At 62.5% G+C, this 18357-nt stretch carries 8 protein-coding genes, 1 tRNA gene and 1 pseudogene; 4 read left to right on the forward strand and 6 right to left on the reverse strand.

Going from position 1 to position 18357, the window contains the following annotated elements; genetic code table 11:
• Positions 1–153: 153 nt before the first annotated feature.
• The 3 genes from HJB91_RS07350 to HJB91_RS07360 are packed head-to-tail and all read right to left on the reverse strand — an operon-like array spanning position 154 to position 7823.
• Positions 154–1473: a glucoamylase family protein gene (locus HJB91_RS07350; protein ID WP_221154115.1), complete on the reverse strand. Its 1320-nt coding sequence runs from the start codon at positions 1471–1473 to the stop codon at positions 154–156.
• A gap of 2 nt (positions 1474–1475) precedes the next feature.
• Positions 1476–5330, reverse strand: coding sequence for a GH36-type glycosyl hydrolase domain-containing protein (locus tag HJB91_RS07355; RefSeq protein ID WP_221154119.1), 3855 nt, complete (start codon positions 5328–5330; stop codon positions 1476–1478).
• Between the two features lie 42 nt (positions 5331–5372).
• Positions 5373–7823, reverse strand: coding sequence for a phosphoketolase family protein (locus HJB91_RS07360; protein WP_221154121.1), 2451 nt, complete (start codon positions 7821–7823; stop codon positions 5373–5375).
• A gap of 376 nt (positions 7824–8199) precedes the next feature.
• Here HJB91_RS07360 and HJB91_RS07365 point away from each other — a divergent pair, with 376 nt between their 5' ends.
• On the forward strand, positions 8200–9888 hold the full coding sequence (locus tag HJB91_RS07365; RefSeq protein ID WP_210628861.1) for an ABC transporter ATP-binding protein/permease: 1689 nt from the start codon (positions 8200–8202) through the stop codon (positions 9886–9888).
• A 132-nt stretch (positions 9889–10020) separates the two neighbouring features.
• On the opposite strand, the gene HJB91_RS07370 is transcribed toward HJB91_RS07365, so the two are convergent.
• Positions 10021–10191: a hypothetical protein gene (locus tag HJB91_RS07370; RefSeq protein ID WP_259669248.1), complete on the reverse strand. Its 171-nt coding sequence runs from the start codon at positions 10189–10191 to the stop codon at positions 10021–10023.
• Positions 10192–10748: 557 nt separating this feature from the next.
• Here HJB91_RS07370 and HJB91_RS07375 point away from each other — a divergent pair.
• A pseudogene (locus HJB91_RS07375) lies at positions 10749–11569 on the forward strand (septal ring lytic transglycosylase RlpA family protein); the annotation flags it as partial.
• Between the two features lie 464 nt (positions 11570–12033).
• Here the strand turns inward: HJB91_RS07375 and HJB91_RS07380 are convergent.
• Positions 12034–12110 (reverse strand) — tRNA-Pro (locus HJB91_RS07380).
• A gap of 263 nt (positions 12111–12373) precedes the next feature.
• Here HJB91_RS07380 and HJB91_RS07385 point away from each other — a divergent pair.
• Positions 12374–12781 carry a hypothetical protein gene (locus HJB91_RS07385; protein WP_210628863.1) on the forward strand — a complete coding sequence of 136 codons (408 nt, stop codon included), beginning with the start codon at positions 12374–12376 and terminating at the stop codon, positions 12779–12781.
• Between the two features lie 201 nt (positions 12782–12982).
• Here the strand turns inward: HJB91_RS07385 and HJB91_RS07390 are convergent, their stop codons facing one another.
• Entirely contained in the window at positions 12983–15958 is a 2976-nt protein-coding gene (locus HJB91_RS07390) for an NAD(P)-dependent oxidoreductase (protein WP_221124271.1), read from the reverse strand.
• A gap of 819 nt (positions 15959–16777) precedes the next feature.
• Here HJB91_RS07390 and HJB91_RS07395 point away from each other — a divergent pair.
• A complete protein-coding gene (locus HJB91_RS07395; RefSeq protein ID WP_221154133.1) occupies positions 16778–17971 on the forward strand; it encodes a TCR/Tet family MFS transporter in 1194 nt (397 codons plus the stop codon).
• Positions 17972–18357 lie beyond the last annotated feature (386 nt).

An 18357-nucleotide genomic window follows, 5' to 3' on the forward strand; every position in this document is an offset into this window, starting at 1 on the left:
CGATCGCCCCCTCCGCCGGCGGGGAGCAGTCAGACGGTGATGCCGGCCTGTGCGCCGAATGGCGGCTTGCCCCGTGGAAGGCCCCCGGTTCGCACTTTGCGCGATCGCCGATGGTCCCGCCGCAACTGAAAGGCCAAATCGGTTCAGTCGCTGTCATAACCAGCCGCCCGAGAACCCGGCCCGTCTTAGCCCCACAACCAAAGGCGCGCATCGACGCATGATGTTCCATAACAAGCCGGTTCGGTAGTTTTCGATCATCAGAACCACAGGCCCCTGGTCGATCCCGAAATGGTAGAGGCTGACCCAAGATCCGCCGTCGCCGTTCTCCAAAGTATAGGTCTGGTTGAAGGACGGTTTGAAACCGTAGAGCCGCGTCATGCCGAGATTCATGCGTGCGAAGTTTCGGACGGTCGGGATCACGATCTCCGGCGCAAATGGCAATGAAGCAATGACGACCCATGGGCATACGGTTCCATCGTCCGGCCCAAAGGGTGCACCGCGGGCGATGTAGTCGAAGAATTCCCTGTCGATACCGTCGACATTTCGCTTGATCCAACCGGGACCGTCGCTCGCCGTGAAGCCCCAGCAGTGGGCGCCATAGCCTTCAAAGTTCAAAGGGTTGCGGATTGCGTATTCCTGCTGGACAAAAGTCGCATGCCGGCTGTTCTGAAAGTAGTCGCTGTCATGTTCGCGCATGAACTCGTCACGGATGCTGCGGAAGTCGATCCACATATGCGAAAGCTGGTGGGTAAACAGCGGTCCTGAATAGAGCAGCTCGCGACCGTAGATATTCCGCCATTCATAGCTCTCGGTGTAGGCGGCATAGGATTCCGGCGGCAACGGATGCGTGGGGGAGCCGAGGCCGAGGATATAGAGGAGCAATCCTTCGTCATAGCCGCGCCAGCGATAGGGAATGAAGCCGCTTTCCGGTCGCCAGCCATGGGTCAGCGTCGCGCCGTGGTCGCAGGCCCAGTTCCAGTCCGCCCGCTCGTAGAGCGCCGCCGCGAGCCGTCTGACCTTCACCTCGTCCTCCGTGTCGCCGTCAAAGTAGGCGGCAACGGTCAGAGCACCGGCAAACAGAAAAGCCGAGTCGATGGTCGACAATTCACACTGCCAGACCCGCCGCCCCGTCTCGATGTCGAGGAAATGGTAGAAGAAGCCCTTGTACCCCGAGGCGTCCGGTTCCGGTCCCTGATGGCAACGCAGCAGGAATTCCAGCCGCCGTCGGGCGATCTTGGCGGCAAACTCCCTGATGACGACGCCGCGCTCCACCACGACCGGAACGGTCGCAAGCGCCATGCCGATGGCGGCGATGCTCGCCGGAGCACCCGCCTGGGTCTTGTCGCGCACCAATCCGTTGTCCGGGTTCGTACATTGGAGATAGTAGAGCAAGGTGGTGAACTGAAGGCGACCGAGATCTTCATCGGTTGGCATCCGGTTCAGTTCGGGATCGGTCGACAAGAGTTCCGACATGGCTAGCCCATCACCAACTGGATCTGATGGTTCTTCCCGTCGTCCTCAAGTGGAACGCTCTGCGCGGTGAGGTCCTCGCCGTCGGCGCTCAGCAGGCGATGACCCCGGCCAGATGCGGGATCCCTCCGCACCTTGATGGAATAGGTCGCCGATCCGAAGCGCAAGTCAGCCTCATAGCCAGGCCAGTGCGAGGGAATGCAGGGTTGGACGGAGAGCTGGTCTCCCTGTCTGCGAATCCCGAGAATGGCTTCCAGACCAACGCGATAAAGCCAGCTGGCCGATCCGGTATACCAGGTCCAGCCTCCGCGGCCGGTATGCGGAAACGCCCCATAGACGTCAGCGCTGACAACGTAGGGTTCGACCATGTATCGCGCAGCGTCTTCGGCGGAGAGGGAATGGTTGATGGGGTTGAGCATGCTCCAGAGCTCAAAGGCCCGATCTGCCTCTCCGAGCATCGCAGTCGCCAGTGCAACCCAGGCCGCCGCATGGGTATACTGGCCACCATTCTCCCGAATTCCGGGAACATACCCCTTTATGTAGCCGGGCTGCAGCGTCCCCTTGTCGAAGGGGGGATGGAAAAGCTGAATCAGCTTGTCTTCGGGCCGAACCAGCCGCTCCCAGACTGCTTGCATGGCAGTGGAAGCGCGTCCTGCGTCGGCGACACCGGAAATGACCGCCCAGGCCTGTGGGATGGCGTCGATCTGGCATTCGTCGTTGAGGTGGGAGCCGAGGGGGGTGCCATCGTCGAAGTAGGCCCGGCGATACCATGAACCATCCCAAGCCTCAGCCTCCAATGAAGCGCGCAAGGCTTCGGCGCGCTCGAGGCACCATGCCACCCGCTCCTCGTCGCCCCTTGCCGATGCGATGGTGGCAAACGACCTGAGCACGGTGAGGAAGAACCAGCCGTTCCACACGCTCTCGCCTTTGCCCTGCGCGCCGACCTTGTTCATGCCGTCGTTCCAGTCGCCCGTTCCTATGAGCGGAAGTCCATGCGCTCCGAGGCGAAGTCCCCGATCCAACGCGCGGCAGCAGTGGTCATAGAGGGTCCCATTTTCCTCAGTGACCCGAGGAACGCCGAAGCTTTCCTCCTGGTCGTCACTCAAGGGCGGCGACGTCACGAAAGAAACCCGCTCGTCAAGGAGCGCGTGGTCCCCGGTCGTTGATACGTAGTGCTGGACGACGTAAGGCAGGAAATAGAGGTCATCGGTCATGCGGGTGCGCACACCGACGCCTGACGGCGGATGCCACCAGTGCTGGACATCTCCTTCCGTGAACTGACGCGCAGCAGCTCGAAGGATGTGGGCGCGTGTTTCGTCGGGTGCGCAATGCACCAGGGCAGCAACATCCTGGAGCTGGTCGCGAAATCCGTACGCGCCTCCGGACTGGTAGAAACCCGTCCGGGCCCAGACGCGGCAAGACAACACCTGATAGATGAGCCAGCGGTTCATCATGAGATCAAAGGCGGCATCGGGCGTTCGCACCGTTACCGAACCGAGCAGTTCGTCCCATTGGCGGGAGACGATCGCCTGCGAGCGTCGGGCGCCAGCCGGCTCGGCATAGTCGCGCGCGAGCCTGCGGACCTCGTCGCGACTGCCAGCCTGCCCAAGGACGAACACCAGTTCGGCGCCTTGGCCGGGGGGAACCGTCATCTCGACCATCAGCGCGGCGCAGGGATCGAGCAGGCAGCCGACGCTGCCGCCGAGACGGGAACCTTCCAGTCCGGCCGGTCGGGAAACGGACCCATTGATGCCGAGAAACTCCCGCCGGTCGCAGGTGAAGGAGCGCGGTGGCGCGCTTGAAGCAATGAAAGCCAGCTTGCCGGAGAAACCACTGTCCCAGAGGTTCCGCGCGACGATGGCGCCGCTCTCGCCGTCAATCTCGCATTCGATCCGTCCGGCTGCGGTCTCGCGCAGCGTACCGAGAACCCATTCGACGAAATAGGTGGCGGTAAGCCTGCGCGCGTCTGTTCCATTGTTGCGGATCGCCAGGTGAACGATCTTGACGGGGTCGGCGTCCGGGACGTGGACCGTCATTTCCTGCCGCAGAGATCCGTGGGTGCTCTCGTAACGGCTGTAACCCTGCCCATGACTGGCGGTCACCGAAGACGAGTGCCCAAGAGGCAGAAGTGTCGGCGTCCAGAACTCCCCGGTCTGCTCATCGCTGAAGTAGACGACTTCGCCTGGAGGGTCCGAAACCGGATCATTGGCCCATGGCGTAAGCCTGTTCAACTGGCTGTTGCCGGCCCAGCTATAGCCGAGGCCGCTTTCGCTCGTCAGGCAGCCGAACGCGGGGTTGGCAATGACGTTGCACCAGGGCATGGGCGTCATGGCCTCTCCATCAGCCGCGATCACATACTCGCGCCCGTCAGGGGTAAAGCCGCCACAACCATTCCAGAAAAGCAGGTCGCCGCGTGCGGCCGCGCGAGGTTTCTCGCCCTCGCCTCGAGACGGCTCCATTGGTTCCCGGGCTTTAGGCATGGTGGCCGCCGGCGTCTCAACCTGACCGGCAAGTGTTCCCTTGCTGCAATAAAGAACGACGCGCGCTGCAGCAGCGAGGGCATCCGCCGATGCGCTTGAAATAGCGGCCGCCGACAGGAGGTGGATGCCTCCGGCCTTGCCGAGCGTCTCCGCCACTTGGCTTCTGTCCACCGCCTCGCCCGCGCCGGCTTCATCGAGGAGCGCAAGGTCGAAGGGAAGTCCGCGGCTGGTGATGAATGCGTGAGCGGCGATAATCTCCTCAACGAGAGACTTCTGGTCCGCCTGGTCCATGCGCAGCAGCAGAATGGGCAGATCTCCGGATATGCCCAGCGACCACAGTCCCTCCGTGGTCAGCCCTTCCTTGACGGGAGCGCCACCATATCGAAGGCCGGGATTCGAAAATGCCAGGCTTCCGGCAAGGCGATTGTAGGCGGCCACCGTGGCCGGCGAGAGCTTTGAGGAAGCAAGTTCAGCGGCATGCCTCTCCTTCGCATCCGACACGGTCTGGACAACCGCATCGATGGTGGCAAAGCGCTCTGCAATGGCTGCCGCGCCCGCTTCGCTATCAGCCGCGCCCGTCACGAATGCGATTGTCTCCGTTCCGGAGGGCTCCAGGCGGACGGTCCTGCGCAAGCTGAAGATGGGGTCGAGTACCGGACCGGTCGTGCCGGTCAGTTTTCCGCCACGCTCGAGCGCGCCGGGATTTGACGGTGTCCTTCCGCGGCCGAGAAACCTGTAGCGGTCCGTGTCGTACCCGACTGCTGGATGGGTGTCGTCGCTTGATGCCGAAACGTGCACCGCCCAGACCGGCTTCTCCGAGCCGCTGCGTGGCCGACGCCTTGCAAACAGTGCGGTGGTTTCAGCGACAAACCAGGTCTCGACGAAGAGCTTTGCAAATGCCGGATGCGCGCTGTCGGCACGCCGGCCATTCAGGCAGATCTCCGAATAGCTCGTCAGCTCGAGTTCCCTTGCCTTCGCCCCCCTGTTGAACAGACGAAGCAGACGCAGTTCGGCGTCATGGTCGGCTGCGACGCAAACTTCCCACGAGATCTCGATGTCCCCTGCCGAACAGCGAAACTCGGCGCGATCCCCTGGAAAGCTGTGCTGGTAGTCGGCATCGGCCCGGCAGACCGGCTGCCGGGCGATGGACCAGACCTTTCCGTCTTCAAGGTCCCTGACGTAGCAGAACTGGCCCCAGCAATCTCGCGTACCGTCCTCCCGCCAGCGCGTCACGTCGAGGCCGAGCCAGGATCCGTAGCCGGAACCGGATTCAGTCAGCAGAACGCTGTATCGACCGTTCGAAAGCAGCGTGATCTCGGGAGGCGCGCCCGCCGGACGCGCCTCACCGACGTCTTCAATTTCGCCAGTCAATCGAGCCATCGGACAAACCCCTCAGTCGAAGCGGGCACCGGCCCATGGCATCTATGCGTTGTCACCCTCAGTGGAAGTAGCCCCCTTCACGCGAACCGTGCTCTTGACGCCCCACTTCCAACCGCTGATCTCAGGCATGTCGTCGCCATGCTTCTCGATATACTGACGGTGCTCGATCAGCTTCTCGCGGATTGCCTGCTTGAAGTAGGCGGCGCGAGCGCCGAGTTGCGGCAGTCGATCGATAACGTCCTCGACAAGGTGGAAGCGATCGAGTTCGTTGAGGACGACCATGTCGAAGGGTGTTGTTGTCGTCCCCTCCTCCTTGTATCCGCGCACGTGCAGATTGCCATGATTGGTGCGCCGGTAGGTCAGCCGGTGGATCAGCCAGGGATATCCATGGAACGCGAAAATGATCGGCTTGTCCTTGGTGAAGAGCGCGTCGAAATCCCGATCGGAAAGTCCGTGCGGGTGCTCGCTCGACGGCTGCAGCTTCATGAGGTTGACGACGTTGATGACGCGCACCTTCAGTTCGGGCAGGTGCTCCCGGATCAACTGCACCGCAGCCAGCGTCTCAAGCGTCGGCACGTCGCCGCAGCACGCCATCACGACGTCCGGCTCGCTGCCCTTGTCGCTGCTGGCCCATTCCCAGATGCCGAGGCCTTCAGCGCAATGCTTGATCGCCTCATCCATCGTCAGCCATTGCGGCGCTGGCTGCTTGCCGGCAACGACGACGTTCACGTAGTCGCGGCTGCGCAGGCAATGGTCGGTGACGGAAAGCAGCGTGTTCGCGTCCGCCGGCAGGTAGACGCGGATCACCTCCGCCTTCTTGTTGACCACATGGTCGATGAAGCCCGGATCCTGGTGGCTGAAGCCGTTGTGGTCCTGGCGCCAGACGTGCGAGCTCAGGAAGTAGTTGAGCGACCCGATCGGCCGCCGCCACGGAATGTGGTTGCAGATCTTCAACCATTTGGCGTGCTGGTTGAACATCGAGTCGATGATGTGAATGAACGCCTCGTAGCAGGAGAAGAAGCCGTGGCGGCCCGTCAGCAGGTAGCCTTCCAGCCAGCCTTGGCACTGATGCTCGCTCAACACTTCCATCACCCGGCCGTCGGGCGAGAGGTGATCGTCCTCGGGATAGATCTCGGCCATGTAGCAGCGATCGGTGACCTCGAGTACGTCCTGCCAGCGGTTGGAATTGTTTTCGTCGGGGCTGAACAGCCGGAAGTTCTTGTTGTTCAGGTTCAGCTTCATGACGTCGCGCAGGAACTTGCCCATGACCCTGGCGGATTCGGCGGTTGTCGCCCCGGCGCTCGTCACCGACACGGCGTAGTCGCGGAAATCGGGCATCTTCAGGTCACGCAGCAGCAGGCCGCCGTTTGCATGCGGGTTGTCGCTCATCCGGCGTTTTCCGGCCGGGGCGAGCGCGGCAATTTCGGCGCGCAGCTTGCCGTCGCCGTCGAAAAGCTCTTCCGGCTTGTACGACTTCATCCACTGCTGAAGGATCTCGATGTGCTCCTGCTTGCCCATCTCGCCCATCGGGACCTGGTGCGACCGCCAGTAGTCCTCGCATTTCTTGCCGTCGATTTCGCCCGGGCAAGTCCAGCCCTTGGGTGTGCGGAAGACGATCATCGGCCAGGCCGGCCGCTTGAGGTTGCCCTTGTCGCGGGCCTCTGACCAGATTCTCTTGATCTCCGCGACAGCGGTATCCATCGCTGCGGCAAGTTGCTGCTGCACCCTGTCTGGCTCACGCCCTCCCACGAAGAGGGGCGCATATCCCATCCCTTCGAAGAACTTCCTCAGTTCTTCCTCGGGAATGCGGGCAAGGAAGCAGGGATTGGCGATCTTGTAGCCATTGAGGTGCAGGATCGGCAGCACGCAGCCGTCGCGGGCAGGATTGAGAAATTTGTTGCCCTGCCATCCCGTCGCCAGCGGGCCGGTTTCCGCCTCCCCATCGCCCACGACGCAGGCGACGATCAGATCCGGGTTGTCGAAGGCAGCACCATAGGCGTGGCTCAGGGCATAGCCCAGTTCTCCACCCTCGTGGATGCTTCCGGGCGTTTCGGGAGCGACGTGGCTCGGAATGCCTCCGGGAAAACTGAACTGTTTGAACAGTCGCTGCATGCCTTCGGCGTCCTGGCCGATATTTGGATAGAACTCGCTATAAGTACCCTCAAGATAGGCATGCGCGACCAGCGAGGGTCCGCCATGGCCGGGGCCGATGATATAGATCATGTTCAGGTCATCGCGCTTGATCACGCGATTCCAGTGCACATAGAGCATGTTCAGGCCGGGCGAGGTTCCCCAGTGTCCGAGCAGCCGCGGCTTGATGTGCTCGCGTTTCAGCGGCTCCTTGAGCAGCGGATTGTCGAGAAGATAGATCTGCCCGACAGAGAGATAGTTCGACGCCCGCCAGTAGGCGTCCATCAAGCGGAGTTCCTCGGCTCCGAGTGGTGCGGTTGTCGTCTGATTGTCGTTTATTAAAAGAGCGGCATTGGCCATCATCAGCCTCCTAGCGACTTGTCTTCGCCTCTGCATGCCTGCAGCCGTCACACATGAAGCCCTGCCTCCCCGACAGCTCCTCAAAGGCACATTGCGCCAAATAAGATCGCCAGCTTGCAAGGCAAGCGGCGACTTCTCCACGCAATTCCCAGGCACACAATTCCCGAGACGATTGATCCTGGCCGCGTCAATGCGCCGGAAACCTTGGCTGGCAGCATGGCTGGCGCTTTCATGATCCGCCCCTGCGAAGACCCTACACCCCGGAGGGAACCTGGAACATTAGGAATGGCCACTACGTGTTTTTACCAATCCCGGGCCCGTTCTTCGTCGACTGCTTTTCAGGTTATACTTCTGCAGGCACAAACTTGCGGAGGCGAGCATGAGCCAGCAACCTGTTCCGCTCAAGTTGACGGCCAGAAGATTCGTCCGCGCGGTCAAGATATTCATGACCTCGGATGTCGGCAGGCGAGCCAGGCTCCTTCTCGTCGCCCTGGTCGCCCTTTTTGGCGGCATCAGCGCTCTGAATGTCGTCAACAGCTACGTCGGCCGATACTTCATGACGGCAATCGCCGAAAAGCAAACTGCCGAATTCATCCGTCAGGCGATCCTCTATACTGGCGCATTCGCCGCTTCGACGATCGTTGCGGTCATAGCGCGGCTCGCCGAGGAAAGACTGGCATTGCTCTGGCGAGAGTTCCTCACCCGCCGCGCGATCGGCTTCTATATGAGCGACGGCACCTTCTACCGGGTCGGGGTGCGAGGCAAGCTCTCGCACCCCGACCAGCGAATTGCCGAGGACATCAAGGCCTTCACGATCACCACGCTTTCCTTCGTGCTGATGCTCCTCAACAGCGCGCTGACGATCCTGACCTTTTCCAGCGTGCTGTGGCTGATCAGTCCGCTGCTTTTTATTGCGGCTGTCGTTTACGCGGCCTTCGGATCCTACATGACAATCGTGCTGGGCCGCCCCTTGATCAACCTCAACCATGATCAGCTCGACGGCGAAGCAGCCTTCCGGTCCAGTCTCATCCGCGTGCGGGAGAACGCAGAGTCGATCGTGATCGCGGGAGAAGAGCAACGCCACGCAAACCTGCTGTTGAGACAGTTCGATGCACTCGCGGCGAACTTCAGACGCATCATCGTCGTCAATCGCAACGTCGGCTACTTCACCACCGGCTACAACTGGATGATACAGATCATACCGGTCGTCATCATTGCGCCAGCCTTCTTCCGCGGCGACATGGAATTCGGTGTGATCACCCAGTCGGCCGCAGCGTTTGCGATGCTGGTCGGCGCATTCTCGTTCATTGTCAGACAGTTCAATTCGATCTCGAACTTTGCGACGGTCGTAGCGCGCATCAGTTCGCTTTTGGAAGCAATCGAGGAAGCTGGCGAAGCGTCAACAACAGACGTGGACGTTTACGAAACCGAAGGCAAGCTCGCCTATGAACAGCTTACGCTGACGTCGCCGACACAAGAGATACTGCTGAAGAACCTGTCGATGGTCGTCCCAATCGACACGCGATTGATCGTCGCGGGAGAGGGCGAAGCTGCGGGCACGGCGTTGTTCCGGGTCACTGCGGGAATTGGCGCCTGCGGAACCGGACGCGTCCGCCGCCCGCCGCGCGAGCATATGCGCTTCATCGCCCAGCGCTCCTATTTCGCTCCCGGAACGTTGCGCCAGATTTTGGTGCCGACGGAGCGCCCGACGGAAGAGCCGGATGACGAGATCCTTGGCCTGCTCAAGAGGCTCGGTCTTGCCCGCCCCCTGACCTCCACTGACCTCGACGAGGATCAGGACTGGTCGACACTATTGTCACCGCGCGAGCAACAGCTGATTGCGATTGCCAGCGTGCTGATCACGGCTCCATCCTATGTCGTTGTGGAAAAAGCCGACACCATCTTCGGCCACGAGCTTCTGGCCGAAATCCTGAAGCTTCTCGCGGACCGGAAAATCGCATGCATCAACTTCGCGGAAGCGGACGCTCCGCGCGCCGCTTATGATGCCGTTCTCGAATATCATGCGGACGGCTCCTGGAGGTGGATCGACCAAGGAAAACGGCCCTGACGGTCGTGGTGCGCACGCCGCTTTATCAAATTCTCATCCGGCGACCGCGAGCGACCTCCCTTGTGACCAATGACACCGAAGAGTGGTCGGCTCTCCGGAGCCCCTGCGGGGCTTGGGACATCAATGATGCCATCAGGGGAAGCTCAGGTCCAAACCGAGCATCCTGCTAAGGACGAAGGCGACGAGCCCCACGACCAGGAGCGCTAGCACGAAGACTGCGGCCATCGCGACGCCTGTGCGCAGTACCGCTCGCCGATCCCCCTTCTCGCCTTGATCGTAATGCCACTTGATGGCGAAGAACATGGCTATGCCTAACGCGAGAACCTTGAACGTAACGAAGACTATAGGGACCCAATCCAAACAACGACTCTCCTGTGCATCAGCTAGGCGCCTTATGCTCGCATCTTAGGCAAACGCATATTTCTTATTATGCAATGCTGATATGTAGCAGCAGGTGGCGGCTTGCGGGCCTGTATCGTTGGGTTCAGGAATGACCGCTTAGGGCGACAGCAGACTTCAGGCGCGTGTTTGCTCCCGGCAATTGGATAGTGGTCGATATCCAATGCCGCTCGGCGACCACTCGGTGCCTGAGGTAGCAACCCCGGCCCCGGCAAAGTACGGCGTAAAATCGCGTGTCCCCATGGAACTATTGCCCTCAGGCCAGCTTTCACAATTATCTCAGGGATGGAGCGAATGACGGCACAATCCCAGAAGGCAATAGCGCATCGAAGTGCGCTTGGGCTGCTATTCCGCCTGGCTCTCGACCACACGCGTAGCAAACTTCGAGTACGCGGCCGGCAGGAGCGTTTGTATCGACGCATGGCGCGGATACACGGAAGACTGTTGTCAACGATGAACGGATGGCTATTGATGTAAGTGCTGCAAAGGGCTTGCGATGGCTGGCGATCATGGCGGTCTGCGCATGCTGTGCCTGTACGACCACACAAACACCGAACACGTATCGCAGCAAAGGATATGTTTCCGAGAAGGTTTACGGTGTGACGGCGAGCCCGCCACCCGCCCACGGCAGGAATATTCGCAAGGGTGGTGGCCGTTATACCGTCGGCAAGCCCTGGTGAAAGGCAAACTTTACTCACCGAAGGAGGACCCGAGTTACGACAGGAATGGTGTCGCTTCCTGGTACGGCTCAGCGTTTCATGGTCGCTTGACTGCAAATGGCGAAGTTTACGACAGGCATCACCTTTCCGCCGCGCATCCCACCCTCCCTTTGCCCAGCTACGTGAGGGTGACCAATCTTGAAAACGGTTCGTCGCTCATCGTGCGTGTTAACGATCGCGGTCCCTACCATAGGGGCCGCATCATCGACCTTTCCAGCAAGGCAGCAGATTTGCTGGACCTGAAGCACCATGGCACGGCCTATGTTCGGGTCCAGTATGTAGGCCGCGCCCGCTCGGACGGACATGATATGCCTTTTCTTATGGCGTCCTACGTCAGCAAGCGTGATCGCCACCAGGACATCAAACCAGAGCCTCGGATCGCGACCGCCGTGACGGTAGCCTCGAACCAGTCGGCCGGCGATCATTTCTCGTCGTCACGGGCGAACCCTGCCATCAAGGCGATGAGCGCCTCCTACCAGCCGGGGGCAATCGCCGCGGCGGCGTTTCAGACATTCGGGCAATTCGTGATGTTCCCTGAGATCGGCCCTACCACCTTTGAGCGGACGCCCGAATTCGCTCCATCGATGCCGCGACAAAAATACTGCCTGAACGAGGATAGTGATGGTCGTGAGCGCGGCTCCTGCGAGGTTCAGGCTCTCCCGTTACAGGGTGTCAATCGCAATGTGCGTCTGACGGTGGTTGTGTTAATAAAGCGACGCCGCTCTCGACTCAGAAGCCACCGCCGGCGAGGAATAGCAATGGTTCTTCCCTGGAGTGCGCAAGAAGCCGCCACGAGACATGCCCACCCGCGGCCATCGTGCCAGGATAGCCGCCGATAGCGCCCGGGCCCAGCCCATGATCGCGATCCGCATGCCCCCGACGACAAAAGCCTTGGCTGCAAAAGATCAATAGCAATTCTACCGCCCCAGAGCGGAATCAAATGCTAAGTCCGGGGTGGCTGTCATGATGGCGGATCGCAAGGCATATTAGCAATAAGAAAAAAGCCCGCTTTCGCGGGCTTTTCGGCTGGTCGGAGTGGAGTGATTCGAACACTCGACCCCCACGTCCCGAACGTGGTGCGCTACCAGACTGCGCTACACTCCGTGACCAGCGGCGCTTCTATAGAACAGCCTATCTGGTTGCACAAGCACCAAATTTCAAAAAGCCGAGGGATTTTTTGACGGGTTGATGACAGCGGCCGGAAGAGGCCGCTGCTTGCAAAAAGACACACCGCAAGCAAATCGAACGGAAGTGCAAAAGGGGCAATTTTCTTTTGCCGGGTTCCGCGCTAAAGGGCTCGGCGGGACAGGCGAAACCGTCGCGACGGCGGCTTCGCAGCCATTGCGCTAGAGATCAGGGACGACACGATGAAACTCCGCACCATTACCGCGGCCGGGATTGCCATTGCGCTTGCCGGATGCACGACCATACCTTCCGCCGGCAATCCGATCGAGGCCCGCTGGGTCGGCAAATCGGCCGGCATCTTCTTTGCCGCCTACGGGCCGCCGATCAGCGATCGCGAGGAAGGTGCGAGCACCATCTATACCTGGCGCGGCGGCTACAAGACCGTGCGCATTCCGGCGAAATATGCCGAGGGCGCCGACGGCAAGCGCGGCAAGCAGATTTCCGCCGCCCGCACCGCCTATCTGCGCTGCCAGGCCGAAATCACCACCAATTCCGACTACACGATCCGCGACATCCGCACCGTCGCCGACATCCCGGGCGTCAACGGCCCGTCCTATTGCGCCGAGTTCCTGGCGCCCGAACAGAAATAACGGACGCTTCGTCCGGCATGTGAGGACAGGCGGCCCCGAGTGCCGCCTGTTTTCGTTTGGGATCCACAAGTTCTGCCTCGAAGCATCCGCATGAATGGCAGTTGGAGATCGTTTCAGGCCAGCGGGTTCGCGCCCGTTGTCACGGAGCGAACGATGAGGTCAGCCTGTGCCGTGTGGCCCCCTTATCCGCGTCGATGGATCTCACCCCTCCGCCGGCCCGTAGAGGCCGAGCTCATCGAGAAGCGCCCGCTGCCGGTCGGCATTTTCGACCAGAAGGCCGGTGTAACGCGCGACGATCCGCGCGCGGTGTGCCGGGTCGGAGACGGCGGACAGCGCGCCGGTGACGGCGGCGATCTTTTCCGAGGTCTGGCGCAGCTCTTCCAGAAGTGCGGCCTTGCCGCCGGCCTCCGCGACCACCTGCTTCGTCACCTTGCCGATGCCGGCCGGCGTGCGGCTGCCGCCGGAGACGTAACCCTCCGGCAGGTCGCCCTTGAGATTGACGACTGTTTTAAACCGGATGACGTCGAAGATCTGGTCGACCGCCTGCCTGGCGCCGGTCACCCGTGAGGGGTGGTCGGTGTCGGCGGCGGCGTGCGGCAGGAGTTCCAGCTTGCCCTTGTGGCGCTCCTCGAGCGGCAGGTAAGGCAGCATCGGGCCGCTCAGCGTGCCGGTCGCCGCGTCCCGGAAGAGGTCGGCGTCGATCGCCGCATGGGCAATCTTGCCCGACGACAGGGCCGCGTCGAGCGCCTCGGCATCGACGACTTCGCCGCGGTCGTAATTGACCAGCACCGCGCCGTACTTCATGGCGGAGAGCACCTGCGCATCGACGGTGCCGGCATTGGAATAGATGCCGGTCGATGCGTCCAGGCGGCCGAGGCCGATATGGACGGAGAGCACATCGGCGCCGCTTGCGGCTTCGACCGGGCTTGCGGCATAGTCGAAGCCTTCCGCCTCGATCCAGCGCCTGTGATGCTCGCGGGCATAGATCGCCACTTTCATGCCGAAGGCCTTGGCGAGCTTGGCGACTTCACGGCCGATATTGCCGTAGCCGAGAACGGCGAGCTTGCGGCCCTCGAGCTTTGCCGTCGGAAAATCCTTGAGCTGGCGGCCGGTATCGAAATCGCCGCCGGCGACCATCCGGTGCAGCCGGTCGACCGGCAGGTCGGGAACGACCTTCAGGATCGCCTTCATCACCATCTGGGCGGTCGCCCGGCTGTTGATGCCGGGCGTGTTCATCAGGGCCGCAGTGCCGCCCTCGCCATTGCCGCCGCCCCAGGAGGCCGAGCCCATATTGCCGGTGCCGGCGCCGATGCGCACGCCGCCGAGCGGAAAGACCGAGGCCTTGGGAATGAAGGTCGCCGCCGCAATCAGCGCGTCGTACTGGCCCTTGTCGGTCTGCGGCAGGATCTCCGCCTCGGTGCTGAGGTTCGGCTGATAGAAGAAATGGATGCGGCCCTTTTCGAGGCTGGCGCGATCACCGAGCGGGCCGAGATGGAAGCTGCCGCCCTTCCCCTCGATATAGGCCTTGACCTCGCTATAATCAGGCTCGCCGTCGGCGCCGAAGCGTAAGCCCACCAGATCGGCGATCAGCACGGTATAAGCGCGGTGCGGATCGTCCTTGCGCACGGCGCCATCGGCCTTGACGGGCGCTTCGAAGGTGACGCCGTTCCTTGCCAGCTCCTCCTCGAGCACGACGATCTTGGCTCTGAGATAGGCGTATTGCAGATTATCAAGCAGCGCGACGACATCGTCCGGTTCGCGGATGCCGCCGACCCAGGCGCGGTAATCGCCCGGCGTGCCGGGGAAGGCGTTGACGTAGCGGGCCGCGTCGAGGCCGGGCTCGTATTCGCCGTTCGGATGGGTGATGCCCTCATAGCCGAGCAGCTGCTTGGAACGGGCGATGATGCGGGCGTGGATGGCGGGATCGGTGATATCAGCGTCCTCGACCTTCAGCAGCGTCACCGCCGCCCCGCGCCGTTCGGCATCGGTGACGGTCAAGGACAGCAGCGGATGCGACTTGACCCATTCGTCGATGACGGCGCGATTGGCGGCGGAGCGGCGGTTGAGCTCGACGACGGAACCGACCCGGGCCTCCGACTGCAGCAGGCCGAAAGTGGTCTCGGCAAAGGCGAGCGCGCTGTAGGTGTTGATGACGCCGCCGAGCATGCGGTCTTCAGCCGCATCGTAGAATGGGCCGGCATCGACGGAGCGCTTGGCCGAAAACGGCTGGCGCGGATCGATCGGCGGGGCGATCTTCAGCTGGCGCGGGATCGCCCAGGCCGGATCCTGCTGGTTCTTCTCGATCAGCGCCAGCGCATGCGGCGTGAAGGAGGCGACGAAATAGCCCGAGATGCCGCCGATCGCCTTCTGGAACGGCATGAACAGGCAGCATTTCGCCATCACGGCGCTGACCAGTTCCGGCTCCCACGGCATGGCGCCGAGCATCGAGGTGGCGTCGAACACCGCATGGCGGTTGGCCGGGTCGCCGTCGAGCCAGCTCAAGAGCTCGCGGATCTCGCCGCTGGTATAGGCATTGGCCCCCGTCGTCTCGTGGCCGACGCCGACGAAGATCGACACGCCGAGGTCGGCAAGTTCGCCCGCCGTGGGGATCACGCCTTCGGAGGCGGCGAAATGAATGCGGCTCTCGCAGCCCTTTTCGGCGAAACGCTGCATCTCGATCAGCTGTGTCGCCCAGGACTGGCGGAAGAAGCCGGCGGCCTTCGACGGATCGCTCTCCGGCCGCGGCGTATCGACATAGACGCGCTGGGAAGCGTCGTTGGCATTCATCAGGTGCTGGATGCAGACGGTGAAGCCGCTATGGCCGCCACCGAGCCCGACCGCCATGCGGTTGACCTTCGGGAAACCGAAATAGCGATGGATCGCCCGCATCATGTCGGTCAGGATCTTGTCGGCCGGATAGCCGCGATGCATGCTGCGGGAAATCTCGGCCGTGGTGAAGCCGCCGATATCGTTGCCCCGATCGTCGAACTTGCGATAGGTCTTTTCGATCCAGGCGTCGAAGGCGATGCGCCGCAGGCGGCTATCGACTTCATCGGTCGTCGCATCGGTGATCGGCCCGACGCCGAAGAACGGGTTGGACGGCAGCTTCGGCGCGCCCGACGCGGTCTGTCGAAGGGCGCTCAATCGCTGTTCCTGCATCTGCGCGATATCTGTCATGGCCTGCCTGTCTGTTTGCGGAGCTGAAGTTGCCTTCATGGTGAAGCGACTGTTCCGCCGAGACAACCTCATCTGCGCCGAACGACAGGCGAAACGCGTCATCGGGGTCGTATCGTTGATGATGGCGCGATGGGCGGGGGGACGCGACGCGCTTTCCTGCCTGGAGATCGGCGGTACTGGGATGACGGAGGAGAAGTGGTGCTGCGGATGGAGGGGCAGACGTGGTGCCGCGAGCTGCATCGCCGGTGCGTCTGGCAACAAAGCCAACCACACTCTCCGTCGTCCCAGGGCTTGACCCTGGGATCCACAACCAAGGACGCGCGGACTGCTATTTCTTTGCCCCGATCCACCTCGTCCCAGCCGCATGGATCCCAGGGTCAAGCCCTGGGATGACGGAGGAGAGGTGGTGCCCGGGATGGAGGAGGAGAGGTCGTGCCGGGGACCAAAAGCCTCGTCAGGGCGCGAAGCGAACCGTGAGCGCGGCGCCACAAAGCATCACAGCCGCAACCATCCCCGCACAAAAACGGGCTTGCCGCACGCAACCATCCGGCGTATGTCTTGCCCGTCGCGAAAAGCGACTGCCTCCCTTGATCCGCTCAGTGGCGGAGTAAACAGGTGGACGAATGGGTCGTCCAGGCGGTCGAGCACACGCCGGCCATGCGCTTCAGCCATGGTTCGGCCAGCACTCCCTGAAACCAACGCCTGACGAGATCAGGCCTCATCGTGAGCCCTCGGCGTCGCGACGCAATTCCGTGATTTGAACGAAATCAGGGAAGCGCTGGCGAGCCTCCCGGCTTGCGTCGACCGTGGAACGCACCCATGACCAGATCCCTTATCGTCATCTTTACCGCCATTGTCCTCGATGCCATCGGCATCGGGCTCATCTTCCCCATCCTGCCGTCGCTGCTCCAGGACATCACCCACAGTGGCGACGTCGCCCCCTATATCGGCGCTATGACCGCGCTTTACGCGGTGATGCAGTTCATTTTCGCGCCGGTGCTCGGGGCGCTGAGCGACCGGCTCGGCCGGCGGCCGGTGCTGCTGCTTTCGCTTGCCGGTGCAGCCGTCAACTACCTGTTCCTGGCGCTCGCGCCCAACCTGCTGCTGCTCTTCATCGGCCGGGCGGTCGCGGGGCTGACGAGCGCCAACGTCTCGGTGGCCACCGCCTATATCACCGACATCTCGCCGGAGGAAAAACGCGCCCGCCGGTTCGGCCTGTTCAACGCCATGTTCGGCCTCGGCTTCATCATCGGCCCGGTCCTCGGCGGCGTGCTCGGCGATCACTGGCTGCGGCTGCCCTTCATCGCAGCCGCCGCACTCAACGGCGCCAACCTGCTGCTCGCCTGCTTCATCCTGCCGGAATCGCGCCGGGGCAGCCGCGCGAGGATCGATCTTGCGGACATCAATCCGCTCCGGCCGCTGCGCTCGGTGCTGGCGGTCAGGAGCCGGCTGCCGGTTGTCATCCTCTTTTTCATCTTCAGCGCCACCGGCGAGGCCTACGGCACCTGCTGGGCGCTCTGGGGCAGCGACGCCTTCCGGTGGAACGGGCTTTGGGTCGGCCTGTCGCTCGGCGCCTTCGGCATCTGCCAGACGCTGGCCCAGGCCCTCCTGCCGGGGCCGGCGGTCAAACTGCTCGGCGAACGCGGGGCAATCCTGACCGGCGTCGCCGGCGCCGCCATCGCACTTTTCGTCATGGCCCTTGCCGAGCGCGGCTGGATGATTTTCGCGATCATGCCGGTCTTCGCGCTCGGCGGCATCGGCGTGCCGGCGCTGCAGTCTCTCGCCACCCGGCAGGTGGATGAAAACAGCCAAGGCCAGTTCCAGGGCGTGCTGGCCTCGGCCGTCAGCCTCGCCTCGATCGTGGCGCCGCTCGGCTTTTCCAGCATCTATTTCCTCGTCCGGCAGGCATGGCCGGGCGCCATCTGGCTGTCGGTCGTCGCCGTCTATGCGCTCGCCGTGCCGCTGGTTCTCGGTCTCGGGCTGAGGAAGCGGGAAACGGCGCCGGCGAGTTGAACCGCTGCGGCACTGGTCTCGCTGGAATCCCTCCGGGAGCCGGTCATCGGCGTTTGGCGAGGACGCCAACCCCACTCTCCGTCATCCCAGGGCTTGACCCTGGGATCCACGACCGGGCACGCGGCTTCAATTTCTCTGCGGTGGGTGGCCATTGCTGTTCAGCGCCAGCCTCATGGATCCCAGGGTCAAGCCCTGGGATGACGGAGGAGAGGTGGTGCCGGCACGCACAAGCCGGCGCGGACGAGAGGTGGTGGCGGGATGTATTTGTCCGCCAGCGCGGAGGCGAGGTGGTGCCGCGACGCGTCGGCTCAGCAGCGGTGAGGAAGCTTCGGCAAAGCGACCCCACACAAGCCTCGGCGAAAGCGAGGTCTCACAAGCTGCGCCGG

This window comes from Rhizobium sp. NLR10b (assembly GCF_019685435.1).
Classification (GTDB): Bacteria; Pseudomonadota; Alphaproteobacteria; order Rhizobiales; family Rhizobiaceae; genus Rhizobium.